The organism is Nonlabens antarcticus (genome assembly GCF_015356755.1).
Taxonomy (GTDB): Bacteria; Bacteroidota; Bacteroidia; order Flavobacteriales; family Flavobacteriaceae; genus Nonlabens; species Nonlabens antarcticus.
Genome location: NZ_JADFCO010000066.1, coordinates 680,537 through 707,509, shown reverse-complemented (window position 1 = coordinate 707,509; position 26,973 = coordinate 680,537). Strand labels below are relative to the sequence as shown.

The window sequence follows — 26,973 nt, the reverse complement described above, 5'->3', positions numbered from 1 at the left end:
GAACTTTGCATGTGTGTGTTAAATCACTGTTGTAGGAATCACAAACCTTCTTCAAATGCTGATGTTCATTGTATTTTTAAAAGAAAAACAATGGATAAAATAGATATATTTAGCCGTCTTGATGAATTGCGAACTGCAGTTTACGGCAAACCCGTAAAAATACTTCCTGATACCTTTTTAATGAAATTTGAAAAGAATGAAAACCGCGAGGGGAACGGATATGTGATGCGTCATAAAAATCGTCAAGATATTATCATTATTGATGGCATACGTGAAGAACATCGCGATGAGTTAACGCGATTGAAGGAAAGCGGTTATAATGTAAAAGCAGTTCTACTAACAAATGTGGATATGCTTGATAAAACTTATGCAGATCTCGAGACCATAAAAGAAGATCTGGGTGCCGATATATACATTCACGATCTGGACAATAAAGGAGGTGCTTTTAAGAATATTACATCTAATCCAGAAGTATTTCAGGATTTTGGTTTAAAAATAATTCATACACCTGGTCATACGAACGGATCAGTGATCATCTATTGTGATTTCAATAAAGCATTATTTACGGGCGACAGCGCTGTAGGTTCCCCTTATAAAGAAGATGATTATTACTTTGATCGTCCTATTATAGAAAATGATCAAAAGGATTTAGGATTACGGGAGAGCTGGAGAACAATTACAGAGGAGTTTGAACACATTTTACCACTCCATGGAAAACCACAATTTGATCTCACCGATGATGAACGCACAACAATTCTAAGAAATTTAATCAAAGACGAATCAACTAAAAAATTATAAAATGAAAGAATCACAAACAGACCTAATCAAAAACACACCTACAGATCATAAAATTCACGATCTGATAAAGAACCGATGGAGCCCGCGAAAGTTTGCAGATACTCCTGTAAGCGATACAGATTTGCAATCGCTATTTGAAGCTGGACGTTGGGCGGCGAGTAGTAATAATATGCAACCCTGGAATATTGTATGGGGTAAAAAAGGTAGTGAAACTTACGATCGTATTCATAATGTGTTAGTAGAGTTCAACCAAGGTTGGGTCAAAAATGCACCGGTTCTAATGCTGGGCGTTTATGATAAGATGACTCCAGATGGAAAAGAAAACTTTCATGCACTACATGATCTGGGACAGTTTGCTGCAAATATGTCGATCCAGGCTCAAAGTATGGGCATTGCAGTTCATCAGATGGCAGGGTTAAAACATGAGGAGGCGCTAAAAGAATTTAAGTTCCCAGATTCCTATCATGTCGCAACTGGTATTGTCGTAGGGTATTATGGTGGTGAGATGGATGACCTACCTAAAGACCTTCAAGGGGAAGAGACCAAAGATCGAGTCCGTAAAAAACAAGATGAATTCATTTTCAACGGTGATTATGTAAAACGTGCGGAAGTGAAACCAAAGAATCAATAAAAGTTTATAGAACACTTATTTAAACATCTATGAATTACTAGATCTGCTATAAGTTTGGAACCAAATTATTGTAACGAAAACAGCCCTGATAAATCAGGGCTGTTTTTTTATGCTGATGCTAACGATTCCCTACTTTCATTAAACATAAAAGTCAACTCAGGCTTCATCGTTTTAAAAGCAGCTTTAAAATTACTGGCAGATTGTTCCATGGTAATGCTATCCTGACTTTTCAAACGTATTTGCATTTTCAAAGTACTGATTAATTTATCACGGTTGTCAAAAGTGCGGCTTAGAAAACAGTACACCGTAGAGATATGTGATTCTTCCTGCATCAAATCTGATAAGGAATCGCTAATGAATTCTTCCAGCTTTTTACTTCTGGTCAAATGAGAATAGTTGAAATGTACCATAGATGTAGATTTGATCAAATATACCGATCAAAAACACTCAATAGTCGATTAACGACTTTTTTAACAGTTTTAGTAGTTATTCGTCGATTTATTTCGACTCTTAAACATCCTCAATCTCCTTTTTATCGGATTTTTTGAAGTTTGAGAACAGCATACCTGCACCTAGTGACACAAATATAACGGCTAGAGACAGCCATTCTGGAAATTCAACATGATGCACCAGAATTAATTTTATTCCAACGAAAGCAAGAATAGCAACTAGACTGTAATGGATATATTGAAATTTATCAAGCAGGTTGGAAAGAAAGAAATACATACTGCGCAGTCCCATAATCGCTAGAATGTTTGAGGAGAAAACCAGGAATGGATCTGACGTGATCGCTAGAATCGCTGGAATGGAATCAAGTGCAAATAGAATATCGGTCAATTCAATAACAATTAATGCCAGGAATAGGGGAGTAGCAATACGTTTACCCATTTTCTTGACAAACATATGATCACCTTCAATGCGGTCTGTTACTGGAAATAACTTACGAGCAAACTTGTAAATCCACGATTTGTTAGGGTCAAATTCCTCATCGTGGGAGGTTAACATATTATAAGCTGTGTACAATAGAAAGGCTCCAAAAACGTAGGTCATCCAGCTGATTTCATTAATCAGTGCGATACCAAAGAATATCATTAGCGCTCTAAAAACTAAGGCACCCACAATTCCCCAAAACAACACTTTATGTTGAAACTTTAGTGGAATAGAAAAAGATTTAAAGATAACTGCGATTACAAAAATGTTATCGACACTCAGGGATAACTCAATCAGATAACCAGTAATATACTTGAGAGCTGCTGTTCCGGCGCTTAGGTTATCAGGATTTGCAATCCACTCATGTTTGTAAATAAAGTAAACAACACCCGTAAAAGCAACCGCTATTCCTACCCAAAGCGCTGTGTATTTTGACGCCTCTTTGGTTTTAATAATATGGGCATTCCGGTTAAAGACAAACAAATCCAGAGCTAGAAATATACTAACGAGGATAATAAATGAAATCCAAACTATCATAGCATTTAAGAATATGGTAAAAAAAATCCAGCCTTAGCAGCTGGATTAGGGTATTACAAAGATATGTATATTACGGTATGTTTATCTTACCTGAATCAGAACCAAAAAGCTCTGTCACATCGCCATATAAGTGAGGTTCTATGGCATGTTTGCCTCGTATGGCAATAGGGAAAATGAACATCTCTGGTTCATTCTGGAGAATTTTGATCGCTCCATCATTTTCTAGAGAAACATTTTCACCGTATTTCTGAACAAAGGTGCCGTGATCTGTATGTAATAGATCCTTAACTTCCTTACCCAGTAATTCAGCTACTTCACTCCATAAAGTTCCTGTAATCTTCTCTTTAGTAATATCAAGAGCATTAACTTTCTTATCTGCAGACTGTACGTAGGCAAATATTTCTCTATGGTTTTTGATATCAGAATTGTAGATAAATACAATTTCCCGCTCGTCAGTTGCTATAGAAATCATATCAATGAGAGATCATGTCTGCCTTGCGCTTCTCGCATTGCGTCTTGAGCTGGCTTACTACCTTAGACACAGATTCTTTAAATGTGTTGTGAGACTCTTCTGCAAAAAGGCGTGGTCCAGGAGCACTTAACCTGATTTCAGCAATCATTCCAGTTTCACGACTGGAAGTATTTTCTTTTCTAAAGAAGACGTCGGCACGGGTCACCCAGTTATATCTTTCAAATATAGATTTTAGTTTTTCCTCTGTAAAAGCCTCCAGTTCTTGGCTGCCGGTTACGTGTTGGTAGTTGAAATTTATAGACATAGTTTAATATTTTAAGTTTAAAGATAGATATGTAGTACTTTCTTATTCTCTAATTTAATCATTTATTAGCAATGATTTAGTGATAATTTAAGGGAATCGATAAACGACGAAAATTAAACGCATCGCTTGTAAAGTATGGTTATTCAGCAACTAATTCGCAATCACGTGAATAAAGTTTATTTAGATTGAATGGCATTAGGTTTACTCCATTTTTCTAGCATCGTGAAAATAGGAACTTGACCGATAATTTTAATGGTTCCGCTTTCGCGAAAGCGGAAAAAGATTCCAAATACTAATAGATTATAAGAAGCACATATGGTAAAATACTGATCTAAAATAGGGTAGAAGACAGAGCGGTAGTTGTATCGAGCACATTTATGAAGTAATTACCAAGGTGGCATGTGTGGTTTTATTAACTTAAAATCTTGTAAATTCATAACTATGAAAACAACTAACTATATTTTTAGTTTTAAACTCATGATCGTGAGTGTCCTTATTTTAGGATTAACATCTTGTAATGTTTCTAAAACAGGAAGTGCTAAAGAATATGCTGCGCTAACCGATAAAATTCAAAATGGAACTATTAGAATCGCTGTAGATGCGGCTTATCCCAGTAATACTGCCGCCACGCAACGAGTATTGAATTCGGTTTTGCAAGGTTCAGGAGATAGCGCAAACCGAATAGATCTTACTGGTGATGGTCATTTCATGGAGTTGAATCCGCAAAAGGTTTCTGCCGATTTACCTTTTTATGGAGAACAGCGTCAAGGTGGTGGTTATAATAGTAGAGATAATGCCGGAGTAAAGTTTGAAGTAGCTCCAGATGATTATATCGTGCGTTCTAAGGAGAATAGCTATAGTTATGACATATCATTTAATGCTAATGATCCTGGGAATGATAATTTTGATACAGAAGTAATCCTTTATGCTAATGGAAACGTGATGATTTATATAACAAGCAATAGAAGGTCAAGAATAGAGTATAGAGGTCGAATAGTGGAATCTATGGAATGATTATCATAATTGAAGTTGTGTGTAGACTCTGAAATATTCTACTTGACATAATATAAATTATGGTTCAGATATATGAATTGTAATAATTGCCATCTTTCTTCTTGAGATCTTTGCTTTAAAGGAAATATAGGTTTGTAATAGATTTTAGTCTGTTCCTATTTTATAACATTTTCTGAACATTCTACCACTAACTAATAGGTAACTTTAAAGTAAATACAATTATCATGAAAGAGAACAAATCAAAATCCGACGAGAAATTACCTTATAATTCAGACATAACTGCGCACGATAAAGATATCCTGCGCCAGGGAAATAAAAATTTGCATCGTGATGGCGGTGCAGATCAACAATTAGTAGACAGAAAAAAGGATGCTGATTTTGCTGGAAATGATTTAGATATTCCGGGAAGAAACGAAGCCCAAAAAGGTCATGGACCTAAAGGCCTCAATGACGAGGAGAACAAACTGCACAGTCAAGGTGGTGACAGTAAAAATAATTTAGAGCGTGATGACGCGGCTAAATAATTTCACCTACATCATTAGAAAAGGCTTTCAAATTTTGTGGTTTGAAAGCCTTTTGCGTTATACCATTTTTAAACCTAAAGTTTCATAGGTACTTTGGACTTTTGAGATCTCTTTTCTTTAATACTTTTAAGAATCATAAACAGCAAAAAACCCACCGGCCCAAACATGAATGTTCCCAATAAGTTAGGCGCCATCAACCATTTAGAAATTCCCAAAGATCTGTTTTGATCCACCATCCACATTCCTACCAACAGGTCAAAAGCCAAATAATGGATCCAGCCGGTCAGCACTGCCGTTTCTGTAGTGAATAATCCCATGATGGATTCCAGACTGCCGAAGTCCATCATTCCATTTGCAGCAAGGGCCTGAATTAAATAGATAGCATAAATTATCCCAAGCACCACGGGAATAATTTTATAGTTAATTAAGAACCGTGTAGGTTTCCAGTTGGGTAAAAAGATCATTAAGATCCACATGGGCAAAACGAGAATATTGACAATGGAAAAAACTAAGGTTGGTGTCATATAAGGAATTATTAAATTGATCTTTGGAAGCTTTCAATAAACCAAATATCCAACTTTAATAAAGATCACCAGACCATTAGCCCATTAAGGAGTGTTACTAGTCCGTAAAATCAGGGAACTTTCATTAATATTCTTTGAAATCAATCTCTTTTTGAAAAGTCAATCGTCCATTTAAATCAATTGGCACATCAGGATTCGTAAATTGCAAAGTGTTGTAAAACCAATAAAAACTACCCCATGATCCCAAAACTTCATTTCGTTTCTAAGGCTAAATCCCCAAAAGAGCATTTAGAAAATATCCAAAAGGCCTGTAGTTCCGGAATCGAATTGGTTCAACTGGATCTCAAACACATTTCAAAAGCGCATCGCTTAAAACTGGCCGAAGAAGCACAAGCGATTACTGCCCATTTTCAAACAAGATTGATTATTGTTTCCTACTACAAGATTGCCAAACAAATAAAAGCAGACGGTGTTTATTTGGAAAAAACCGACACCCGCCCTACTCTAGTTAGGGATCATCTACATGCCTGGCAAACTATAGGCGCCAGCGCGCACACCTTACAAGATTGTGAAACATTACTCTCTCAAGAAGTGGATTACATCAGTTTAGGGCCATTTCTAACTTCTAGTAATAATGAAACTAAAACTTTAGGTGTAAACGGTTATACGGCTATTGCAGAAGCTTTAACGACCGAGACACCGCTGATAGGTTTTGGCGGAATTACTACAGATGATGTCAACGATATTTTAAAAACCGGCGTTTCTGGAATTGCAGTTTCTGATGCGATCTTACAGGATTTTGATAGAATTAAAACCTTTCATCAATTATTGAATGCTTCTTCTAATCAAGAGATGCGGCATAGTTTTGAGAAACCATAAATCACTGGTCATTATGAGCAGTATTTATGGATGGAGCCTGAAAAATGTAATATGTTTTTTTGCTAGTGTTTGAGATCGCCAAATGGTGTTTGGATCAGCGTTTTTCCAACGCGTGAAAACACAGTGTGCCGGCCACAATTTATATTGTTATAAGCTACACTACTATTCTATTTTTCTTCTGGATTGTACGTTTAATTCAAGCATAAATGCGGATTTACTTTTTATTTTATCCTTGACATTTCTTTTCAGCATCCGTTACAAAAACACTGTAAATCATAATGATTAATCCAAGAATCATCGCGGTATATTGAACCATTTTATAATCAGATAAAACAGTCACTCCTAACGTTGATAACGTAATCCCAATGACAAATAGCGTCGTTGCTTTCTTGTTTTTCATGTTGGCCGAGTTAGTATTCAATGAATTGGTAGAATTATAAAGTGATTTGTTACAGTATGTTCTCAATTGTTGGCAGGTCATTTTTTATTCCAAACATATACATTCCATTCAAACCGCATTAATTGCAATTCGCATTAATGACTTTACTTCTATAAAAGTTCGATTCCCTACTCCTCACAACGTACCACAAAAAAAGACTCACCACCCACAACAACACCATCAGAAGAAACCAAAACCGCATCAATCCTATTAAACGGTATCAAATCATCATTTATAGGTTCATCGTTATAAGGAAAGAATTCGTTGCCGTATTCCAGTTGCGGTGGAAAGATTTCGGTAGTTGTGTATTGTTTGAAGTAGTTCAGATCTTCTGGATTTAAGTCGGCATAATCGCCGCTTTTTTTGATGGATTCGCTGCCATTGATGATCATGCTACCTTCTTTGAATTGGGCGGTAAATGATCGTTCTGTGGAATATTCTCTGGATAATCCGGTGAGAACAAATTCATTGTAGGTTGCCCCTACTTTGAAGCTGTAATAATCTGGGATTTCGTGGATTTCTCCTTCGTAGTATTCCCGCAAGTCTGGCGCATAAACGTCTACCTGTTCCAGCGCAGCGGTCTGTTTGTAGATATAGGGATAACTATAGCAGTTGGAATCCTCATTGAAAATGGGAGTGAATGCATCGGTTTTGGTTCCATTGAATCGCACTGCAAAGCCCCTATTCCCATCCAGACCCACGCGCACCTGGATGGAGTCGGCAATCGATGGATTCTTTCTACCGTACAGTACAAATTGTGGTTCTACATGATAGGTAAACTGGTAGGTATCTTCATAACGTTCCCATGTTCCCTTGCGCATTCCGCCAAAATACGCCACCACAAACTGCTGGTCTGGCATCACTATGAAATGCGTGCCGCCTAATGGGTCGTTGCTGCCCATGTTATAAGATCCACTGATAGGATCCACTAAATTTTGACCGTATAGGCAACCAGCAACACCTAATAAGATCGCACAAAGTGTAAATTTCATAATCCATATTTTCTCAATGAAAGATAAGCAAACCTAGCACCTTACTACTTCAAGTTTTAAATTGCCATTTAATAAATCAATATTAGGTACACCTATGTTTTCGTATTGTATTGAGTACGGCATAAACTTCTTGTTATTTTTATTTGGCTTTCGCGAAAGCGAAAACAAAAACAGAAAACTACTATCCAATCCTCTCATCCTAAAACCTCTACTAATCCAAACCAAATTTGTGAACATCTCCCAACTATTTGAACTTTCTAAGCTTCCACTCCACCCTATATTTGCCGTCCTTAAAAAACAAACAAAATGAGCGCAACCTGGTACGAGTGTAAAGTGAAATACAGAAAATTTGATGAGGCGACAGCCACCCAAAAAATAAAAACAGAACCATTTTTAGTAGATGCCATCTCATATACAGAGGCTGAAAGTAGAATTACCCAAGAAATGGCGGCTTATTTGAGTGAAAGTGAAGAAATTAAGATTACCAACATTAAGGTGGCCAATTATGCAGAGATCCATCCGTTTGAGAATGCAGACCGCTGGTTCAAGTCCCGCGTTTCGCTAATCGCATTTGATGAAGAAAGTGGGAAAGAGCGTAAAACCAATTTATACTTATTGGTACAGGCAAATGATGTGAAAGAAGCCTATGAAAACACCGTGAGCATCATGAAAGGTACCATGGGTGAGTATACTATTCCTGCGGTTTCAGAATCACCTATTGTGGATGTATTCCCTTACTTTACGGGTGAAGAAGATGATGAAGAACGTTTGAAAAATTTCACTGCACTTAAAGATTCTGTACCAGTAACTGTCGGTATAGATGAAGATGCAGAAATGACCGACGTTTTATCCTCTATCGAGGAAGAATAAGGCAATTATAGAGTCTATATGTAAAGGGTAATGCTACTTTTGTGACATTACCTTTTTTTTAATAATAATCTTTTACATCTGTCACGCTTACAAAAGCTTTTATCGTTATGAATATTGAACACCTTATATATGATTATCTGATAGAACAGGGAATGTTAGAGTCGGTTGCGATTTATTTAAATGCGCTAATCTTACTGGCGGCGCTCATAACAATAGCAGTAGTTATTGACCTGATTATTAAGAAAATAATCATCGAGGTCTTCATTAGGTTCACAACAAGAACCAAAACTAACTTTGATGACCTACTGGTCAGTAACAAGGTGCCCAACAACATTGCTCATATCATTCCATTGATTGTGGTAATGGAGTTTCTACCACAGGTTTTTGTAGATTTTCCATATTTCGAGAGGTTATTTGAAAAAGGGCTGCAAGTCTTTGCTATCATATTAACTTTGTGGATCGTACGTAGTTTGCTAAAAGCGCTCAGGGATTACTTTAAAACGGTAGCCAGTTTGAAGGACAAACCTATAGACAGCTACATTCAAGTATTTATGATTGTAGCGTGGGTTTTGGGAATTTTGTCTGCATTTGCGATCATTACAGGAATAGAGTTTATAAAATTCCTTACTACAATAGGAGCGGCATCTGCAGTAATTATTCTTGTATTTAAGGATACTATTTTAGGATTTGTTGCCAGTATTCAAGTGTCCATAAATGACATGGTGCGCATAGGTGACTGGATTACTTTTGATAAATATGGAGCTGATGGTGATGTGATCGAGATCAATCTGTCAACGGTAAAGGTTCAAAACTTTGACAAGACCATCACAACTATTCCTACCTATGCCTTAATCTCAGATTCCTTTAAGAACTGGCGAGGTATGGAGGATGCTGATGGTAGACGCATCAAAAGAGCCCTGAATATCAAATTAGACAGTATCAAATATTTATCCCATGAGGAGGTTATTGCTTTAAAGGAGATCCATTTAATTTCTGCTTACATAGAAACCCGGCAGTCAGATATTAATAGCTATAACACTAATAATCATGTAAATAAAGAGCTTCTTTTGAATGGTAGGAACCTGACGAACATCGGTTTATTCAGAAAATATATGGAGACTTACATTGAGAATCATTCTGGGACTAATAAGGAGATGATGATCATGGTGCGCCAGCTAGAACCAACGGAACAAGGAATTCCAATTGAAATGTATGCTTTTAGCAGTGATAAACGATGGCAGAACTATGAGTATATTATGGCAGATATATTTGACCATCTTATTGCCGCGGTGCCTTATTTTAATTTAGCCATTTTTGAATTACCCAGTAATTCCACTTTTGCTGGTTACAAGAAGTAAACTGTTCTACAGGTTGAATTGCTCTCTTTATGAACCTAACATTTATAGAAAAGTGATGATTATGAATTCGCTTTCGCGAAAGCGAAAATGTCACTAGTTCAAAGTAAGTATCCACATATTCTAAGAACCAAATATTAAAATAAGGCAACAAAAAACCCCATCAAAATTGATGGGGTTTGTGATAAAAATATATGGGTATATATTAAAGTACTTTTACGTTAACCGCATTAAGTCCTTTGTTTCCTTCTTGTAGGTCAAATTCTACCTCGTCACCTTCTCTAATCTCATCGATTAATCCTGATACGTGTACGAAGTGATCTCTTTCAACTCCTTCTTCTGTAATGAATCCAAATCCTTTTGTGTCATTGAAAAATTTTACTGTTCCTTTACTCATTGTAATGTATTTAATTTATTAATACTTAAATATATACAATGATAGTGCCATTTATTGACAAACTCCTCTATTTAAGAATATTGCTTGACCACTATTCTCTTAACGGATTTCCAGAACGGACGATCTACGACGGGAATCGTCAATTTAATTGGATGATTTAAGTAACAATAACGCTACTATCGAGCCTCAATAGCGCTCACCACCCTAAGTGTTTTTAAAATAGAATCTGGGGTTACAGACAATGTATCTATTCCATTTTCAATCAAAAATTCTGAAAAATCTGGGAAATCTGACGGTCCCTGACCACAAATCCCCACCTTAACGTTATGTTTTTTGGCTGTTTGTATCAGAAGACTGATCATGCTTTTAACTGCATCATTGCGCTCATCGTACAAATGTGCCACAAGACTAGAGTCTCTGTCTAACCCTAGTACGAGCTGGGTAAGGTCATTGGAACCTATGGAAAATCCATCTATATGTGGCGCAAATTGATCTGCCAAAATAATATTAGAAGGAATTTCTGCCATTAAATAAATCTCTAACCCATTCTCCCCTCGTTTCAGCCCATTTTCCTCAAGTATAGCGAGTACTTTTTTGAGTTCTGCAGGAGTTCTACAAAAAGGAATCATAATTGTAACATTGTCTAAACCGAACTCGTTTCTAACTTTTGCGAGAGCTTTACACTCCATGTCAAATGCTTTTCTGAATTCGCTAGAGTAATATCTTGATGCCCCTCTCCACCCTATCATGGGATTTTCTTCCTTAGGCTCAAAATATTTACCTCCTAATAAATTATAATATTCGTTGGTTTTAAAATCGGATAACCTAATAATGGTTCTTTTAGGATAAAATGCGGCAGCAATTTTTGCAACGCCCTGTGCTAGCTTTTCAATGAAAAAATCTTCTTCAGACGCATATCCTCTAGTCAACCCTTCTATAGCTTTTGTAAGCTCATCGTCTTTTAATTCTTTATGATTAAGCAACGCTAGTGGGTGAACCTTGATATGATTATTAATAATAAATTCTTGTCGCGCCAGCCCTACGCCGTCGTTAGGTATTTTAGAGTACTTAAAAGCAAGATCAGGAGAACCTATATTCATCATCACGTGCATATCCGTTTTTGGAAACTCGTCGTAATTAGTTTCTACAAATTCATAATCGATGATGCCGCTGTAGATTTTACCATCACCACCTTCGGCACAAGAAACAGTAATATCCTGACCACTTTCCAATTGAGAAATCTTAGGCCCTACTCCTACTACTGCAGGAACTCCTAACTCTCTAGCAATAATTGCGGCATGACACGTTCTGCCTCCTTTTTCTGTAATGATTGCAGAAGCTTTTTTCATGAGTGGCTCCCAGTCCGGGTCGGTCATTTCTGTGATCAGTACCTCTCCCGCTTTAAAGTCTATCTCGTCAACGCTGCCATCCCTACCGTCAAGGGTTAAAATTTGCCTCGCTTTTCCATGTCCTATTTTATCTCCAACGGCAATACCCTCCATTAACAGACGATCTAGCGGGATTTCATTTACAATATTGTACTCTTTCAAAACACCCTCAGATTGCTGGGAATGCACCGTTTCTGGTCTTGCCTGTACTATATACAGCTGATCAGTCAATCCATCTATGGCCCATTCTATATCCATAGGGCACCAGCGATCATATTTTGCACTGTAATATTCTTCTATTTTCTGTACCCATTGCGCCAATTGTAATACCTGGCTTTCAGTCATACAAAATTTAGATTTCAACTCTCTATCCACAGGAACTTTACGAACCGTTTCAAACGATTTCTTACTGTAAACCAGCTTATGGGTTTTGTTTCCTAATCTTTTATCGATGATGGAAGCGAATCCTTTCTTTAAGGTCGGTTTGAAAACGATAAACTCGTCGGGCTCTATTTCCCCACCCACAACAAGCTCACCCAGGCCGTAAGAACCATTTATAAGAACGACATCCTTAAATCCACTTTCTGTATCAAGGGAAAAAGCAACACCAGCAGAACCTATGTCTGATCTGACCATTTTTTGAACGCAGACCGATAGTTTTACAGAAAATTGATCATAACCCCTTGAAGATCTATAGGAAATTGCACGATCCGTATATAAAGAAGCAAAACAGCTTCTAACCACGGTTAACAGCATTTCACCACCTCTAATATTTAAATAGGTAGATTGCTGACCTGCAAATGAAGCGTCTGGTAAATCCTCTGCAGTTGCAGAAGAACGAACAGCTACATCAGTAGCATTCTGTTCGTATTTATCAGAAAGCTCATAATAGGCGCTCAGTATTCTTTTCTCCACTAGGTGAGGAAATTTACCGTTAGCTATAAATTTCCGTATTTGAGAACCAGCTTTTCGCAGTTGAATAATATCGGTAGCATCCAGTCCTTCCAGCTCTTCCAGAATTTTATCTTTCAGATTGTTTTCACCAATAAAAGCATCATAAGCATCCACGGTAACAGCAAAACCTCCAGGAACCTGTACATCCTGGCTTTTTAGATTTTGAATCATCTCGCCCAGTGAAGCATTTTTACCACCTACTAACGAGATGTCATTAATACTAAGGGTCTCTAACTGTCTAACGTATTCCGTCTTTTCGTTCATTTTACATGGGTATTTTTAGAAGCTGTTTATTTCATTTTTCTAAAAGTACGGGTTGCTGTGTAAAACTTTGAAATAATAACAGCCCAATTTATAAATTTGCTAGAAATCCATAAAATTATAATAGCGGAAAAGGAAGATCTTCAACTTATGCTATGAAAAGGATTTTTAAAATAGCTTATAGACTATTGCTGATTCCACAGCTGATCAGTCTATTTTTTGAGAGAAACAAAGAATACGATAAAATGGCTTGCGGATAAGCCACAAATGTATAGCAGCATTGGTTTATATCAGACATTCATCTCGCAAACTTATAAGAAGTAAGGGTAAGCACCCCTAGGTTTCATTCTTATTGACGAGGAAGTAAGTTAAGGACCCAATTACTAAAGCGAGGCCGCCGCCTAAATATAGAATATCAATACCGCCGCTGTAGGTCACCACGCGCCCTGTAAATGATATGGTCATAACAAATATCACCATCTTAATCATCAGAGCTTTTAAACCGTCCAGATCGTCAATAACTAACCATTTGGGGAGTTTTGGAATTTTCATGATGTAGAGTTCAAATAAGGCCGTGGCGACAGAAAAGAAAATCACTCCTAACAAAACTAAATCTAACCCTTTCAGACATTTTTTAATGATCTCATCTTCCTGAGTATATCCCGTAATAATCGTTGAAAGTGTGTTATAGATTTCCACAAAGGCATATCCTTCGACGCCTATAGCAAGACATATGATGGCTATTACGGCACAAAATGCCACGATCTTTAATAGAATGCCTAGTGTTCTTGTCATCGAATAAATATAATAATGATAATGAGATAATTGTAAATAAAATGCTTTTTCGCTTTCGCGAAAGCGAAATATTTTAAATCCTTGAGATCAAAGGTAATCTCAATAATCAAAGTGCTGTTAACAGCGCGTTCTCCTGCATTGTAAAGTGAATTATGGAACAGAGCTTTATCTTGCTTTGCGAAGTACCTCCAAGGGTGAACTTTTAAGAACACTACGGATATTACTCAATCCTATGGCCAATACCAAGATGGAAATGCCAGGTAAAAACACTAAAAATGGTAACACCGAAGGAGTAAAAGGTTCCTTGAAAATAAATAAAGCCAGTAAAAAACTACTCACTAGTGCTAGCAGAATCCCGACGAGGCTACCTAAAATTCCTAAGAAAAGGTATTCTAGCGCCGTGATGGTCAGGATTTGTTTATTCTTAGCACCTAGGGTGCGCAATAAAACGCTTTCTTTTATGCGTTGATATTTACTGGTACGTACGGATCCTATCAAAACAATGATTCCTGTGAGGATACTAAAAAAGGCCATAAAATTTATGATCCAGGAAACCTTGTTCAGAATATCATCCACCACTGTAAATACTTGCCGCAAATCTATAATGGAAACGTTAGGAAATTTTTGAACTAAGTCCTGCTGCAATCCAGCCGATTCCTTCTCAGTCGCGGCATAAGTTGTCAGTACGTTAAATTGTGGTGCATCTTCAAGAACACCTTCTGGAAATACGATAGAGAAGTTTATTTGCAAATTAGCCCAATCAACTTTCCGGATGCTTCCCACGATAGTTTCCATAAGTACGCCCTGCACATTAAAAACGACAGGATCACCTATGCTGAGTTTTGCGTCCTCTGCTAGATTATCTGAAATTGATATTTGAATGGTTTCTTCCGCATTTTGAGAGGGAATCCATTTGCCTTCTAAAACCTCCTCTGAGGCAATGAGTTCGTCACGATAGGTCGTCCTAAATTCATGACTCAAAATCCAACCACGGATTTGCGCAGTGCTATCAGCTCTTAAATTATTTACCAGTTGATCATTTATACTGTGCATGCGCATGGTCACTATAGGAATATTATCAATAACTGGTAAGTTGCTATATTTAAATGAATTAACTACTTCGGAGAGTTGTTCTGGTTGAACATCCATTGTAATTAAATTTGCTTTATCAGAGGCTTGACCTATTTCAGTTTTAGCGAGCAAAATATCTTTGGTAAAAAACAACGTACTGATCAAAAATGTTCCCAACCCAATAGCAACTAATAATACGACCGTTTGATTATTAGGCCTAAAAAGATTGAGCAGACTTTGTCGTGTTGTAAAACGAGCACGCTTAGGAAAGAAGTTTTTAATGGCTTTCATAGTGAGAGTTGCAACTCCAGCCAAAAAAGCAAACGTCAGTAAAACACCACCGATAAATGCAAGTGCAAATAGCCAATCCCTGAGCAACCAAAATGTAAAACCATAGAGAAATAAAACAATAACCCCAATAACAATATACTGAGCTTTTCTAGAGTCGGTCGATGAACTATCGCCTACTCGCAACACTTCTAATGGAGAAACGTACCAGGTGCGCAATAGTGGCAATAAAGCAAAGAGAACTGACATAAATAAACCCAGTAAAACGCCCATGATTAAAGGCTGTACACTGATGTTGATGATTAAATCAAAAGGTAGAAATTCTTTTAAAATATAGGGAAAGGCCATTTGAAGCCCTACCCCTATAGCCGTCCCAACAACTCCACCGGCAATACCTATTCCAGCAATTTGAATCAAGAATATCAAGAAGCTTTGCTTTCTGGAAGCTCCCATACATTTCAATACGGCTACAGCGGGCAATTTTTCTTTAATGTAGATATTAACAGAACTAGCTATTCCCACGCAGCCTAACAATAACGCAATAAAGGCAGCAAGATTCAGAAATGATCCAACGTTTTCATAGCGTCTTCCTAAACGCTCGCTGGTGCTGGTATGAGTATCAAGGTCCGCATTCTGTACATCCAGCATTGGTTCAACGTTTTCTTCCAATGCCGCGAGATCTGCTGTGGGTTGATTGTAGTAAAACTGGTATTCCTTACGACTTCCAAATTGTAACAATTTTGTAGCTTCAACAAACCGATACGGCATTACAACTGTAGGCGCAATTGATGAGGAAATTCCCGTACTTCCTGGAATTCCTTTTAGAGAACCAGTAATAGGCATGGTTAACTCTCCTATCTTAATGGAATCTCCAGGAACGATGTTGTACTGCAACATTAACGTGGCATCTACTAGAACACCGCCAGTCTTTTGGTAATTTGATCCCGCAGTTTCTGGCAGCGTTTCAATCGTTCCATAAAAAGGAAAACTACCTTCTAAAGCTCGCACGCTCACTAGCTTTGTCCCATTGTTTTTAGGAAAGGCAATCATTGAAACGAACTTCACCTCTAAAGCATCTGGCTGGAGAGAGTCTATAATTGCTTGTGCTCTTTCGTTTGGAATCTGGTCGCTATCAATTATAAAATCAGCCCCCATTAATGATTTAGATTGACGCTGTATGTTATCTGTCAGGTTTTGACTGAATAATTGTATAGAAACTACGGCCGCTATTCCAAGAATGATCGATGCCATAAAAAGCAGCAGTCGTACCCTACTTGCTTTTGCATCCCGCCATGCCATTTTGAATAACCAGGGAGTATTTACAGTCGATGTTAGTTTAGATGAACTCAAAATGTTGCTGTCGTTTCATTAGTCAATATCTGACCACCCTTCAATCTCAAAATTTGCTGTGTGCGTGCAGCAAGATCAAGATCGTGTGAGATAATTACAAGTGTCGTTCCTGCATCTTTATTGAGTTCAAAAAGTAGTTCTATCACTTTCTCACCGGTTTCCTCGTCCAGATTGCCAGTAGGTTCATCTGCAAATAATATGGAGGGTCGGTTAGAGAATGCTCTCGCTAGTGCCACACGTTGCTGCTCTCCGCCTGATAATTGTGATGGATAATGATGAATGCGATCGCCTAGTCCTACTTTTTCCAATAACTTTCGAGCCCTTGATGAAGCATCCTGCGCCGATTGTAATTCTAAAGGCACACTTACATTTTCCAGTGCTGTAAGAGTTGGCAGTAATTGGAAATTTTGAAATATAAATCCTACTTCTTTATTGCGCAATTCCGCTCGTTCATCCTCGTTTAATGTTTGTAAGTCATAACCGCACAACTCAACTGTTCCCGCATTAGGTTGATCTAAACCAGCACACAATCCTAATAATGTTGTTTTGCCACTTCCAGATGGACCTACAATAGAAAAAGTTTGCCCTTTTTCTACATCAAATGAAATATTTTGTAAAACTGTCAATTGGCGGGAACCACTGTTATATGTTTTTCCTAAACCGTTAATCTTTAATATCTTTGACATCTATAATTTGAAATTATTATTTGAACCTATGCTCGAGTCTAAAACTATGCAAACGCTTTTAAACAGAGGCATTTCCAATCAACGTAACCTCTTAAACTTTTGTTATTTCATAGTCGCAATTTCTCTGATTTGTTGCGGTAAGGAATCTAAAGCAGATGCAAATCAAAATACACCGACCGCGACAACTTCTGAAAATGATAGTGACACTATTACCCCAAAAAAAACGATTTTATTTTTTGGGGACAGCATTACCGCTGGATACGGGCTTGATGACACTAACGATGCTTTTCCTGGATTGATTCAAACTAAAATTGACTCTCTAGGATTAGATTACGAGATTATCAATTCAGGTTTGAGTGGTGAAACGAGTGCTGGTGGTAAAAGCAGAATCGACTGGATTTTAAATCAAGAGATTGATATTTTTGTGCTTGAGTTAGGAGCTAACGATGGTTTGCGAGGTGTACCTCTATCTGAAACGAGATTAAATCTACAGGCGATCATTGATGCTGTAAATGCTAAAAGTCCAGACACGCAGATAATTATCGCTGGAATGCAGCTACCGCCCAATATGGGACAAGAATACACAACAGAATTCAAATCCATTTTTTCAGATTTAGCTGCTGAGAATGACCTGGCTTTCATTCCATTTATATTAAAGGATGTGGGTGGTATTGCAGCCTTGAATCAAAGTGATGGCATTCATCCCACTGCGGAAGGTCACAGGATTGTTGCAAATAACGTGTGGGAAATATTGTCCGTAGTGATGGATTAAAATTAATCTCAGAGTTCTTTAATCAGCTATTTTGAATAAAAGACCGCTTTCGCGAAAGCGAACTCTAAAAAAATCATCTTGCGAAAATAGAAATAGTACTGCTTCTAAAATATTAGCTTTCTTGTTCTAATTCCTTCATGATTTCAGCAAATAATTTATAGGATTTGACCCTGTCTTTTACATCATAAATATTAGTCACAGCAATCAATTCATCTGCATTTGTCTGCTCCATAAATTCTTTCACTTGAGCCTTAACGCTAGCTTTACTACCTATAAAAGAGTATTTGAGCATCTGGTGAATTTGTGGATGCTGGAGAATTTCCTTAAGCTCATCATTCATGGGAATGGGCGGCTGCACGTAATCGCGCTTACCCGTAAAAATTCCGACGATCATGCGAATTAATGAGGTTGAAATATTTTCTGCTTCTTCATCCGTATCAGCAATAATGATATTTACGCCTGCCATTACGTAGGGCTTATCCAAAACATCAGATGGCTGGAACTCATTGCGATAAATAGTTATGGCATCCCATAAATGAGTAGTAGCAAAATGGCTTGCAAAAGCGTAAGGCAACCCTTTTTTTGCGGCTAGGTGCGCACTATCTGTGCTGGATCCCAAAATATAAATGGGAACATCCACACCTTCTGCAACGGTCGCGCGAACTCTAGAACTAGCGTTTTCCTTTGAGAAATAAGTTTCAATTTTATCCAATTCATTTGGAAAGGACTGCGCAGCCTGCATAAAATCAGATCGTATTGCTTGAGCAGTTTCCCGGTCTGTTCCCGGTGCCCTTCCTAAGCCTAAATCAATGCGGTTAGGATATAATGAAGCAAGCGTGCCGAATTGCTCTGCAACAATAAGTGGAGAATGATTAGGCAACATAATCCCACCGGAACCTATACGCAGGGTTTTAGTTCCTTGAGCGAGATAACCTATCAAAATTGATGTCGCACTACTTCCTATATTTGGCGCATTGTGATGTTCTGCCAGCCAGTAGCGCGTATACCCTAAAGCTTCAGCATTTTGAGCCAATTCTAAAGCGCCGTCATAAGTCTGTTTGAGCGTTTGACCTTGAGATACTAAAGCAAGATCTAATATAGAATAGGAAGTCGGAGTTGTTTTCATAATTGCTATTGAATGGTAAAACGCTTTTTCTTAAAATCAGAGTTGCTCAAAATGAATATTAGTCATTAATTGCTTTCTAGATTTTTTTGCGTTTTACGGTACTAAATAGAAGTTAACCAACTTAAATGTAACGCTGCAAATGTTAAGAAATGTTTGACATGACTCATGGATATTGCTACAGAATCCTGAAGGAATATCCATTTTGTATGGTTTACAAAATTTTGAATATTTCAGCTGTTTCGTTCTTTAATTGACTGCTGATTAATACCTCAAAACGTTGCATTAGAAGCAATCTGATGCTTATTATAGAACCAATAGATTTTAAAGAGAAATGTTATTCATAGAACCACAGAACCAAAAGATTTTCAAAAATATCACATAAAATATTAAGTAACTCGAGGGTAAAATCGACACTATAGATTTCAAAAAAAATCTGCTTGAAATTTATAATACTATATGCTGGCTTTCAATTCTCAGGTTCCTTTACTCTTACCAAAAACTTATTGCTGGCCATAGGTTGGTAACGTGTTCCCTATTCGGAATAAGGATAACATTTAATAATGATCATTCGTTAATAACTGTTAGGACTTAAACACACCGTTCTTTAGAAATAAAATTACAACGAGAAATCATTTCATGTTGATGGTTCTAAATTTTCTAATCTATTTGACTTCCAAAAAATAGAATAAGCTTAATTCTTTGAAGGAACAAATTACCAAATCCGGATCCGGTCTGCTTCTGGTTTAAAGTTGGCTTGACCTTCCTTCACATCAAACGCCTCGTAAAAAGGTGTGAAATTCATTAATGGCCCATTAACGCGCCAGGTAGGTGGTGAATGAGGATCTGTAGTCACATAGTTTCTGAGGAATTCATCCCGCATTTTTACACGCCATATGCGAGCAACAGATAAAAAGAACCGCTGCTCTGGTGTATAACCTCCTATTTTTTCAGACCCTTTACCCTGCTCCGTCATTTGAAAAGCATCGTAAGCGATGGCGATTCCACCATTGTCTGCGGTGTTTTCACCCACGGTTAGTGCTCCATTCAAATGGAGGTCGTCCAGCACGGTAAAGTTGCTATACTGATCTATAATCTGTTGGGTCTTTGCCTGGAACTTTGTATAATCCTCCTTGGTCCACCAGTTGGAAACATTTCCATCCTTATCAAACTGGGCGCCTTGATCATCAAATGCGTGGGTAAATTCATGGCCTATCACCATTCCTATACCACCATAATTCACAGCATCATCTGCATACAAATCAAAGTATGGCGCTTGCAAAATTCCAGCGGGAAATACAATCTCATTAGCAGACGGATTATAATAAGCCGTTACCGTTGAAGGTGTGGTAAACCATTCGTCCTTATTGGGAGCCTTCCCTAATTTTGCGAGTTCATAATCATAATCGTTTTGTCTTAATGCTACTACATTTTCAAAGAACGCTTCTCTCTTAATGTCTGCATCATAAACCCTCCACACGTCTGGGTATCCTATTTTTTTATTGATGGCGTATAGCTTTTCAACCGCTTTAACCTTTGTACTGTCGCTCATCCATTCCAAATTATTTATGCGTTTTTCAAGCGTTTTTTGAAAGTTATTGACCAGGTCTAATGCTCTTTTTTTAGCATCTTCTTTAAAATAACGCTTTACGTATAACTGTCCTAAAGCAAATCCTAGCTGGTCGTCCACCCGGTTAGTCATGACTTTAGAGCGTGGTTGTTGTTCACCTTGACCCGATAAAACCTTAGAATAAGCAAAAGAAGCGTCCTGAAATGGAGTGCTCAACAAATTGCTGTGTGTACTAATCGAGTTTGCCATTAAATATAATTTCCAGTCCTTCAAAGGGACAGTCATTAGCATCGCATTCAATTTTTTATAATATCCAGGTTGAGATACGTCAACGGAGTCTGTAGTTGCTCCTAGATTGGAAAGCATGGTTTTCCACCCTAAATTTTGTTGCGACTTGTTCAGGCTTGAAACCGCTAGCATGTTGTAATTTTTGGTGACATTTCGTCGTTCGACTCTTGTCTTGTGTGACTGGGCCAGTTGTTTTTCTATATCATAAACCGTTTTTGCTTTCGCGAAAGCGTTATCCTCATCAACCAGTTCAAATAGAGTGGTCAAATACTTCTTATAAGCTTCCTGGACAGCTATTGTCGAAGAATCTGTAGCGAAATAATAATCACGGTCAGGCAAACCAAGTCCCGATTGTCCAAAATGAAGGATATTGATAGTGCTGTTTTTCTGATCTGGAGAAATATAAGGAGCCGCTATAGAATAATCACCCGTTTTGATCTGATCTGCAACAAATACCATCATGGATTTGATATCATTTACCGCACCAATTCTTGCGAGAATAGGTTTTATGGGCGATATGCCTCGCTCATCAATTTTCAACGTATCCATTCCAGAAGCATAAAAATCTCCCACTTGTTGCTCTATTGTGCCTTGAGCGTTTTCGTTCTGGGAAACCTCTTCTAATATTTTGCGCAACAATTCTTGTTGGGGAATATTTAAAAACCGGTAGGCTCCTACGCCTACTTGATCGTCTGCGATAGGCGTATTTTCATACCAGGTCTTATTGACATGATCATAAAAATTATCACCTGGTAGAGTAGAGTCTGAAATCCCATCAAAAACCACGGTTCTATCCACTTTAGGAAACGGTGCAGGATCTGTGGAGGTGTCGCTTTTACAAGAAGTAGCAAGTATAGCAAAGATCGCGAGGTAAGCTAGGTTTTTCATGAATGCATCAGATTTACCCAAATATAAGAAATCCTCTCATCCAAAACTTTAGTTGGCAGATTTCAAATACCTGCGTAAGTCTTAGAGTTTCAATGATTCAAATTTCTTCTTATCATCAAGGAAATTGGTACAATTAAATTGCTTTCTACTGGAGACTTTCGAGACTTGTGTTTAAAACTAAATTGCGCATTATCTAGAATTAAAAGATTGATCCAGAGAGTCTCATGAGCTATTATTTGATGCCAAAAATCATACAATGCTGCCACGGTAGATTGTCAATGTTTTCCAACAATTTAAAACCTGCAGCTTCCATTTCTTTCACAGATTGAGCTTCGGTCATTTTATGGATTGTCTTTATAGGAATGCTGGCATCTTCACCGCGATATTCAATTAAGTAAACTTTGCCATCACGACGTAAAGATTGTTTAATGGACAGCATCATCTCCAGCGGGTAATTGAACTCATGATATACATCTACCATCAGCACTTTATCTATACTGTTTTCTGGCAAATTGACACTTTGCTCTGTACCTTGAATAGTTTTGACATTATTGATCTTCTTAAGTGATTTCTGACGATTCATTTCCGCCAGCATCTCCTTCTGAATATCAACGGCATATATAAGACCATTATTTGCCATGGATGCCATTCTAAAAGTGTGAAAACCAGAACCCGCACCTATATCTGCAATAACATCTGTATTTAAGATGTTCATATTTTCCAATAATTTAGAAACCTTTTCTTCTTGTTCCCGTTCTGGTCGGTTGAGCCATTCCATTCCCTGGAATCCCATAACGTGGGCAATTTCCCTTCCTAAATACCACTTCCCTATCCCGTTGCGATCACCAGTTTTGAAAATGTAAGAATTACTTTCACTGGTCGCGGTCTCCTTTGTTTGACTATTGCAACTCTGCAGGGGAATTACAAACAAACAAAGTAAAAGAACTTTATAAATCTTTGTGTTGGTTATTTTTGGTTGGAAAGGCTGGAGAAGTTGCACGTTGTGTAAAATCTGACTATTGAAAAATCTATCAATATTTTGTTTTATTCTAGAAATCATAGGGTTTTGTATTGCAGATCTTTTAATTAGACGCAGAATGGTTACCAACTAACAAGTGGTAAAACCTTCTACTCAAATATATACCAAGCAAAAAACCCATCGCAATGCGATGGGTTTTTAATTTCAATTCCTGAATTCTGAAAGAAAACCGGATGACAATAAGGTTAAAGTCTAATTAAAGTACTTTTACGTTTACTGCGTTCAATCCTTTGTTTCCTTCTTTAAGATCAAAAGATACTTCATCGCCTTCGCGAATTTCATCGATCAATCCTGAGATATGTACGAAGTGGTCCTTATCAACACCTTCTTCAGTGATGAATCCGAAACCTTTAGTTTCATTGAAAAATTTTACTGTTCCTGTACTCATTGTAATTTATTTAAAATAATTATGTTGCAAAGATGCTTACTTTATTATGAAAAAATGCTAAATTTTTATTTATTCTTAAAATAAAAATCCTGTCATTTCAAAAACTCACTGTTTTAAAGGGATTGCAAGATGATAAATTTAAAAATATTTTACATGAACCCCTATAAACTAGAATAATAGGGCTATTTATTTAATGTTTTTTACATGATTTACTCCTATAATAAACCCCAAGAGTGTCATATTAATGATCTAAAATTGATTCCTACAAAAAATTGAGTCTAGTAATATGTTTTAGTTGATTACAACGTTCACATTTTCAATGTGTTTTGAAAATTATTTGAACGATAAATCCTTTTTTTCATTGTATTAGTATTTTATAGAGTGGCTCAATTTGACATAGATGGAATTAAATGTCTTGAAACCTAGATTCTATTTCACCACATTGTCATATCTTAATCGATTAAACTATAACTATGAACAAAACAACTATTTTATTATCCAGTTTGTTGTTGTCTAGCGCGATGTTGTTAGCACAATCAAAAGATCCCGTCGTTGAAGCGATGGTTAAGGATGGCACAGAAAACTCTCAGCTAGAAAATCTGGCTCATGAGTTAATGGATGTAGTCGGTCCTAGATTAGTAGGATCACCGCAGATGAAATCTGCTGGCGACTGGGCGATTGCAAAATTTAATGATTGGGGGATTGACGCCAAATCAGAAAAATATGGCGAATGGCGCGGCTGGGATCGTGGTATTACCCACATTGATATGCTAGAGCCTAGAGTACAAAGCCTGCAGGGAACGCAGCTGGCATGGAGTCCTTCAACTTCTAAAAAAGGAGTACGTGGTGAGGTAGTTGCTTTACCTACAGTGAAAAATGCTAGCGAATTCCAATCATGGCTTAAAACGGTAAAAGGTAAAATTGTCCTTACTTCAATGCCACAGCCTACTGGCCGTCCAGATGAGAACTGGGAAGAGTTTGCGACTCCAGAATCATTAGCTAAAATGAAGGAAGATCGCAATGCCATGTCAAAAGAATTCCGCGATAACTTTTCAAATATGGGAATCAGTTCCAGAGACCTTGACAGTATTCTTGAACAGGCTGGAGCAGCAGCTATTTTATCATCTAACTGGTCAAGAGGTTTTGGTGTGAATAAAATATTTGGTGCAGGAACTAAAAAAATTGCTGAAATCGACCTTGAACTAGAAGATTATGGTATGCTTTATAGACTGGCACAATCTGGTAATAAGCCGGTAGTGCATCTAGTCGCAGAATCTAAAGAACTAGGAAAAGTTCCTACTTTTAATACGATTGCAACTATTCCTGGAACTGAAAAGCCTGATGAGTATGTGGTACTTTCAGCTCACTTTGATTCATGGGATGGCGGTACAGGCGCCACTGATAATGGTACAGGTTCTATAACTATGATGGAAGCGGCTAGATTGCTCAAAAAACATTATCCCAACCCTAAACGCACCATTATAATTGGTTTATGGGGAAGTGAAGAGCAGGGACTAAATGGTTCCAGAGCATATGTTGAGGATAATCCTGAAATCGTTAAAAACATTCAAGCTTCTTTCAATCAAGATAATGGTACCGGTAGAGTTGTTAATTTATCTGGAGGTGGATTTTTACAGTCTTATGACTATCTGGGCCGCTGGTTAAATGCTGTTCCTAATGATATCACTAAACATATTGAAACTTCCTTTCCTGGAGCACCTGCGTCCGGTGGTTCTGATTATGCTTCCTTTCAAGCAGCGGGAGCACCAGCCTTCAGCTTGAGTTCCATCAGTTGGGATTACTGGAATTATACCTGGCATACCAACCGGGATACCTATGATAAAATCGTTTTTGATGATGTAAGAAGCAATGCGATACTAACTGCGATTCTTGCCTATAAAGCAAGTGAGGATCCTGAAACTACATCTCGTGAGAAGGCTGTTTTACCTATAGACAATAGAACTGGGGAGCCTAGAGTATGGCCTACACCTAGATCTCCTACAAGATTAGGCGGTATGGATTAGTACCAAAATATTTCTATACAGAAGGCTCGAAACTATCAAAAGTTTCGAGCTTTTTTTTGTGCTGTAAAATGAAAATAAGTTCGCTTTCGCGAAAGCGAACTTTCTCTACATTATGCAAATAATTTAATTGAAGCCAGCTCAAATTGTCCGCAGAAAATCACGATTCGTTATATTAAGGATCTCCTGCCATTAATAAAGTCAAAGCTATTATCCTCGAAAAACTAATTAAGTACGTTTGCGAGATACAGGTTCATCTGGAGTTCGCTTGCGGCTATTGATAAAATAAACGCCCGTAAGAAGAAGCAATGCGGCGATACCAGATTGCATGGTTAGGTTTTCATCCAGGAAATACCAACCCAATAAAATAGCAATTAGCGGATTCACAAATGTGGAGGTGCTCACTTTTTCTGGAGAGACTTTCTTCAGTAAATAATTAAAAGAAGTAAAAGCCGCTATACTGCCGAAAAGGATCAAGCAGATCATTGCTACAAATGTGGAGGGCGACCATTCTACTGGTGATTTCCAATCTTCTTGAAATAGAAAGCTTGCCATCATAAGTGTAATTCCCGCTGTTATCATCTGGTAAGCTGCGGCTACAAAGAAATTCTTAGGCAGGTCTGCTTTGGCAACAAATAAACTTCCACTACACCAGCTGATCATACACGTAAAAATCATGCCTATTCCTATCAACATCCCTGGTTTTTCAATGATGGAATTCTGACCTATCAAAAAATACATTCCTATTAATCCCAGTCCAACACCTACCATTGATTTCCATTGCAACGCTTTGCCATGAATAGCGCGCATCATCAATAAAATAATCAAGGGTTGCATTGCCGCTAGTAAAGAAGCAAAACCAGTATCCACCCACTTAAGGGCCCATACAAACATTCCATTACCATAAGCGAGAAATAAAAATCCCGCCAGAATACAGTTCAAAAACTGCTTTCTAGTGATAGCAAGGTCAAACTTCAAGAACTTTGCGATGGTAAAAATCAAAATCCCAGCAGAAGTAAACCTGATCGAGGCTAGAAAAAAAGGAGGCAATTCTGTAACCGCCATCTTATTCCATAAATAAGTGCTGCCCCAGAATACATACACACTAAAAAATGCAATAACTAATAACCAAGTGTTGCGAGAAATGCTCATCAAATTATAATCTTAAAGGCTGAAAGAAGCTGTTTTAAAAGGATGCAAAACTAGAGTAATACTGCAGGATATAGATTAAAATGCATCAATAAAATTGATAGTGATCTTAAGTCTTGTCAACTAATTTTAAATCAGGAACACCTCTGATTTCACTTACTTAAAAATGGCTAGCTATCTTAATTTGATGCCATTATAAGTCTAGAAACATTATTGATGAAATGGAGTGAAAGTTAGCTTTCGCTAAAGCGAAACCCCTACTCTCACCAACATAGC

At 37.5% G+C, this 26,973-nt stretch carries 26 protein-coding genes; 9 read left to right on the top strand and 17 right to left on the bottom strand.

Features of this window, described 5'->3' with window-relative positions; translation table 11 throughout:
• Positions 1 to 90: 90 nt before the first annotated feature.
• Together IQ282_RS14180 and IQ282_RS14175 are read left to right on the top strand one after the other, a co-directional pair.
• The gene (locus tag IQ282_RS14180) at positions 91 to 798 is read left to right on the top strand and encodes an MBL fold metallo-hydrolase (protein WP_194852527.1); all 708 of its coding nucleotides are present in this window, start codon (positions 91 to 93) and stop codon (positions 796 to 798) included.
• A gap of 1 nt (position 799) precedes the next feature.
• A complete protein-coding gene (locus tag IQ282_RS14175) occupies positions 800 to 1,429 on the top strand; it encodes a nitroreductase family protein (protein WP_194852526.1) in 630 nt (209 codons plus the stop codon).
• A 107-nt stretch (positions 1,430 to 1,536) separates the two neighbouring features.
• Here IQ282_RS14175 and IQ282_RS14170 read toward each other — a convergent pair whose 3' ends face one another.
• The 4 genes from IQ282_RS14170 to IQ282_RS14155 form a co-directional block, all read right to left on the bottom strand.
• Positions 1,537 to 1,839, bottom strand: coding sequence for a hypothetical protein (locus IQ282_RS14170; RefSeq protein ID WP_194852525.1), 303 nt, complete (start codon positions 1,837 to 1,839; stop codon positions 1,537 to 1,539).
• 100 nt (positions 1,840 to 1,939) lie between these two features.
• Positions 1,940 to 2,896 (bottom strand): TerC family protein, encoded by a 957-nt coding sequence (locus IQ282_RS14165; RefSeq protein WP_194852524.1) that lies wholly within the window; start codon positions 2,894 to 2,896, stop codon positions 1,940 to 1,942.
• Positions 2,897 to 2,966: 70 nt separating this feature from the next.
• Positions 2,967 to 3,368 carry a hypothetical protein gene (locus IQ282_RS14160; protein ID WP_194852523.1) on the bottom strand — a complete coding sequence of 134 codons (402 nt, stop codon included), beginning with the start codon at positions 3,366 to 3,368 and terminating at the stop codon, positions 2,967 to 2,969.
• 1 nt (position 3,369) lies between these two features.
• The gene (locus IQ282_RS14155) at positions 3,370 to 3,672 is read right to left on the bottom strand and encodes an HPF/RaiA family ribosome-associated protein (protein WP_194852522.1); all 303 of its coding nucleotides are present in this window, start codon (positions 3,670 to 3,672) and stop codon (positions 3,370 to 3,372) included.
• 441 nt (positions 3,673 to 4,113) lie between these two features.
• Between IQ282_RS14155 and IQ282_RS14150 the strand changes: the two genes are divergently transcribed.
• Both IQ282_RS14150 and IQ282_RS14145 read left to right on the top strand, forming a co-directional pair.
• A complete protein-coding gene (locus tag IQ282_RS14150) occupies positions 4,114 to 4,686 on the top strand; it encodes a DUF4251 domain-containing protein (RefSeq protein WP_194852521.1) in 573 nt (190 codons plus the stop codon).
• Positions 4,687 to 4,910: 224 nt separating this feature from the next.
• Entirely contained in the window at positions 4,911 to 5,210 is a 300-nt protein-coding gene (locus tag IQ282_RS14145) for a hypothetical protein (RefSeq protein WP_194852520.1), read from the top strand.
• Between the two features lie 74 nt (positions 5,211 to 5,284).
• Here IQ282_RS14145 and IQ282_RS14140 read toward each other — a convergent pair whose 3' ends face one another.
• On the bottom strand, positions 5,285 to 5,734 hold the full coding sequence (locus tag IQ282_RS14140) for an ABA4-like family protein (RefSeq protein WP_194852519.1): 450 nt from the start codon (positions 5,732 to 5,734) through the stop codon (positions 5,285 to 5,287).
• A gap of 237 nt (positions 5,735 to 5,971) precedes the next feature.
• Here IQ282_RS14140 and IQ282_RS14135 point away from each other — a divergent pair, with 237 nt between their 5' ends.
• Complete coding sequence (locus IQ282_RS14135; RefSeq protein ID WP_194852518.1) at positions 5,972 to 6,613, top strand: thiamine phosphate synthase; 642 nt, start codon at positions 5,972 to 5,974, stop codon at positions 6,611 to 6,613.
• Positions 6,614 to 6,839: 226 nt separating this feature from the next.
• On the opposite strand, the gene IQ282_RS14130 is transcribed toward IQ282_RS14135, so the two are convergent.
• A complete protein-coding gene (locus IQ282_RS14130) occupies positions 6,840 to 7,013 on the bottom strand; it encodes a hypothetical protein (RefSeq protein ID WP_194852517.1) in 174 nt (57 codons plus the stop codon).
• A 167-nt stretch (positions 7,014 to 7,180) separates the two neighbouring features.
• Positions 7,181 to 8,044 (bottom strand): hypothetical protein, encoded by an 864-nt coding sequence (locus tag IQ282_RS14125; RefSeq protein ID WP_194852516.1) that lies wholly within the window; start codon positions 8,042 to 8,044, stop codon positions 7,181 to 7,183.
• A 306-nt stretch (positions 8,045 to 8,350) separates the two neighbouring features.
• Here IQ282_RS14125 and IQ282_RS14120 point away from each other — a divergent pair, with 306 nt between their 5' ends.
• Both IQ282_RS14120 and IQ282_RS14115 read left to right on the top strand, forming a co-directional pair.
• A complete protein-coding gene (locus IQ282_RS14120) occupies positions 8,351 to 8,914 on the top strand; it encodes a DUF4494 domain-containing protein (RefSeq protein ID WP_194852515.1) in 564 nt (187 codons plus the stop codon).
• Positions 8,915 to 9,021: 107 nt separating this feature from the next.
• A complete protein-coding gene (locus tag IQ282_RS14115) occupies positions 9,022 to 10,272 on the top strand; it encodes a mechanosensitive ion channel family protein (RefSeq protein ID WP_194852514.1) in 1,251 nt (416 codons plus the stop codon).
• Between the two features lie 202 nt (positions 10,273 to 10,474).
• Here IQ282_RS14115 and IQ282_RS14110 read toward each other — a convergent pair whose 3' ends face one another.
• The 5 genes from IQ282_RS14110 to IQ282_RS14090 all read right to left on the bottom strand — a co-directional run bounded on the left by IQ282_RS14110 (position 10,475) and on the right by IQ282_RS14090 (position 17,459).
• Positions 10,475 to 10,666 (bottom strand): cold-shock protein, encoded by a 192-nt coding sequence (locus tag IQ282_RS14110; protein WP_194852513.1) that lies wholly within the window; start codon positions 10,664 to 10,666, stop codon positions 10,475 to 10,477.
• Positions 10,667 to 10,842: 176 nt separating this feature from the next.
• Positions 10,843 to 13,272: a phosphoenolpyruvate synthase gene (ppsA, locus tag IQ282_RS14105; RefSeq protein ID WP_194852512.1), complete on the bottom strand. Its 2,430-nt coding sequence runs from the start codon at positions 13,270 to 13,272 to the stop codon at positions 10,843 to 10,845.
• Between the two features lie 333 nt (positions 13,273 to 13,605).
• Entirely contained in the window at positions 13,606 to 14,064 is a 459-nt protein-coding gene (locus IQ282_RS14100; protein WP_194852511.1) for a YqhA family protein, read from the bottom strand.
• Positions 14,065 to 14,229: 165 nt separating this feature from the next.
• On the bottom strand, positions 14,230 to 16,722 hold the full coding sequence (locus IQ282_RS14095) for an ABC transporter permease (protein WP_194852688.1): 2,493 nt from the start codon (positions 16,720 to 16,722) through the stop codon (positions 14,230 to 14,232).
• 47 nt (positions 16,723 to 16,769) lie between these two features.
• Positions 16,770 to 17,459, bottom strand: a complete 690-nt coding sequence (locus tag IQ282_RS14090; protein WP_194852510.1) for an ABC transporter ATP-binding protein — start codon at positions 17,457 to 17,459, stop codon at positions 16,770 to 16,772.
• A gap of 46 nt (positions 17,460 to 17,505) precedes the next feature.
• On the opposite strand from IQ282_RS14090, the gene IQ282_RS14085 reads away from it, so the two are divergent.
• A complete protein-coding gene (locus tag IQ282_RS14085; protein WP_194852509.1) occupies positions 17,506 to 18,231 on the top strand; it encodes an arylesterase in 726 nt (241 codons plus the stop codon).
• A gap of 112 nt (positions 18,232 to 18,343) precedes the next feature.
• Here the strand turns inward: IQ282_RS14085 and IQ282_RS14080 are convergent, their stop codons facing one another.
• The 4 genes from IQ282_RS14080 to IQ282_RS14065 form a co-directional block, all read right to left on the bottom strand.
• Positions 18,344 to 19,357 carry an LLM class flavin-dependent oxidoreductase gene (locus IQ282_RS14080; RefSeq protein ID WP_194852508.1) on the bottom strand — a complete coding sequence of 338 codons (1,014 nt, stop codon included), beginning with the start codon at positions 19,355 to 19,357 and terminating at the stop codon, positions 18,344 to 18,346.
• A gap of 712 nt (positions 19,358 to 20,069) precedes the next feature.
• Positions 20,070 to 22,100, bottom strand: coding sequence for a M13 family metallopeptidase (locus IQ282_RS14075; RefSeq protein ID WP_194852507.1), 2,031 nt, complete (start codon positions 22,098 to 22,100; stop codon positions 20,070 to 20,072).
• A 232-nt stretch (positions 22,101 to 22,332) separates the two neighbouring features.
• Positions 22,333 to 23,160: a class I SAM-dependent methyltransferase gene (locus tag IQ282_RS14070; protein WP_194852506.1), complete on the bottom strand. Its 828-nt coding sequence runs from the start codon at positions 23,158 to 23,160 to the stop codon at positions 22,333 to 22,335.
• A gap of 175 nt (positions 23,161 to 23,335) precedes the next feature.
• The gene (locus tag IQ282_RS14065) at positions 23,336 to 23,527 is read right to left on the bottom strand and encodes a cold-shock protein (RefSeq protein WP_041496837.1); all 192 of its coding nucleotides are present in this window, start codon (positions 23,525 to 23,527) and stop codon (positions 23,336 to 23,338) included.
• Between the two features lie 473 nt (positions 23,528 to 24,000).
• Between IQ282_RS14065 and IQ282_RS14060 the strand changes: the two genes are divergently transcribed.
• Positions 24,001 to 25,551, top strand: a complete 1,551-nt coding sequence (locus IQ282_RS14060; protein WP_228547340.1) for a M20/M25/M40 family metallo-hydrolase — start codon at positions 24,001 to 24,003, stop codon at positions 25,549 to 25,551.
• 225 nt (positions 25,552 to 25,776) lie between these two features.
• Here the strand turns inward: IQ282_RS14060 and IQ282_RS14055 are convergent, their stop codons facing one another.
• Positions 25,777 to 26,700 carry an EamA family transporter gene (locus IQ282_RS14055; RefSeq protein WP_194852505.1) on the bottom strand — a complete coding sequence of 308 codons (924 nt, stop codon included), beginning with the start codon at positions 26,698 to 26,700 and terminating at the stop codon, positions 25,777 to 25,779.
• Positions 26,701 to 26,973: the final 273 nt, after the last annotated feature.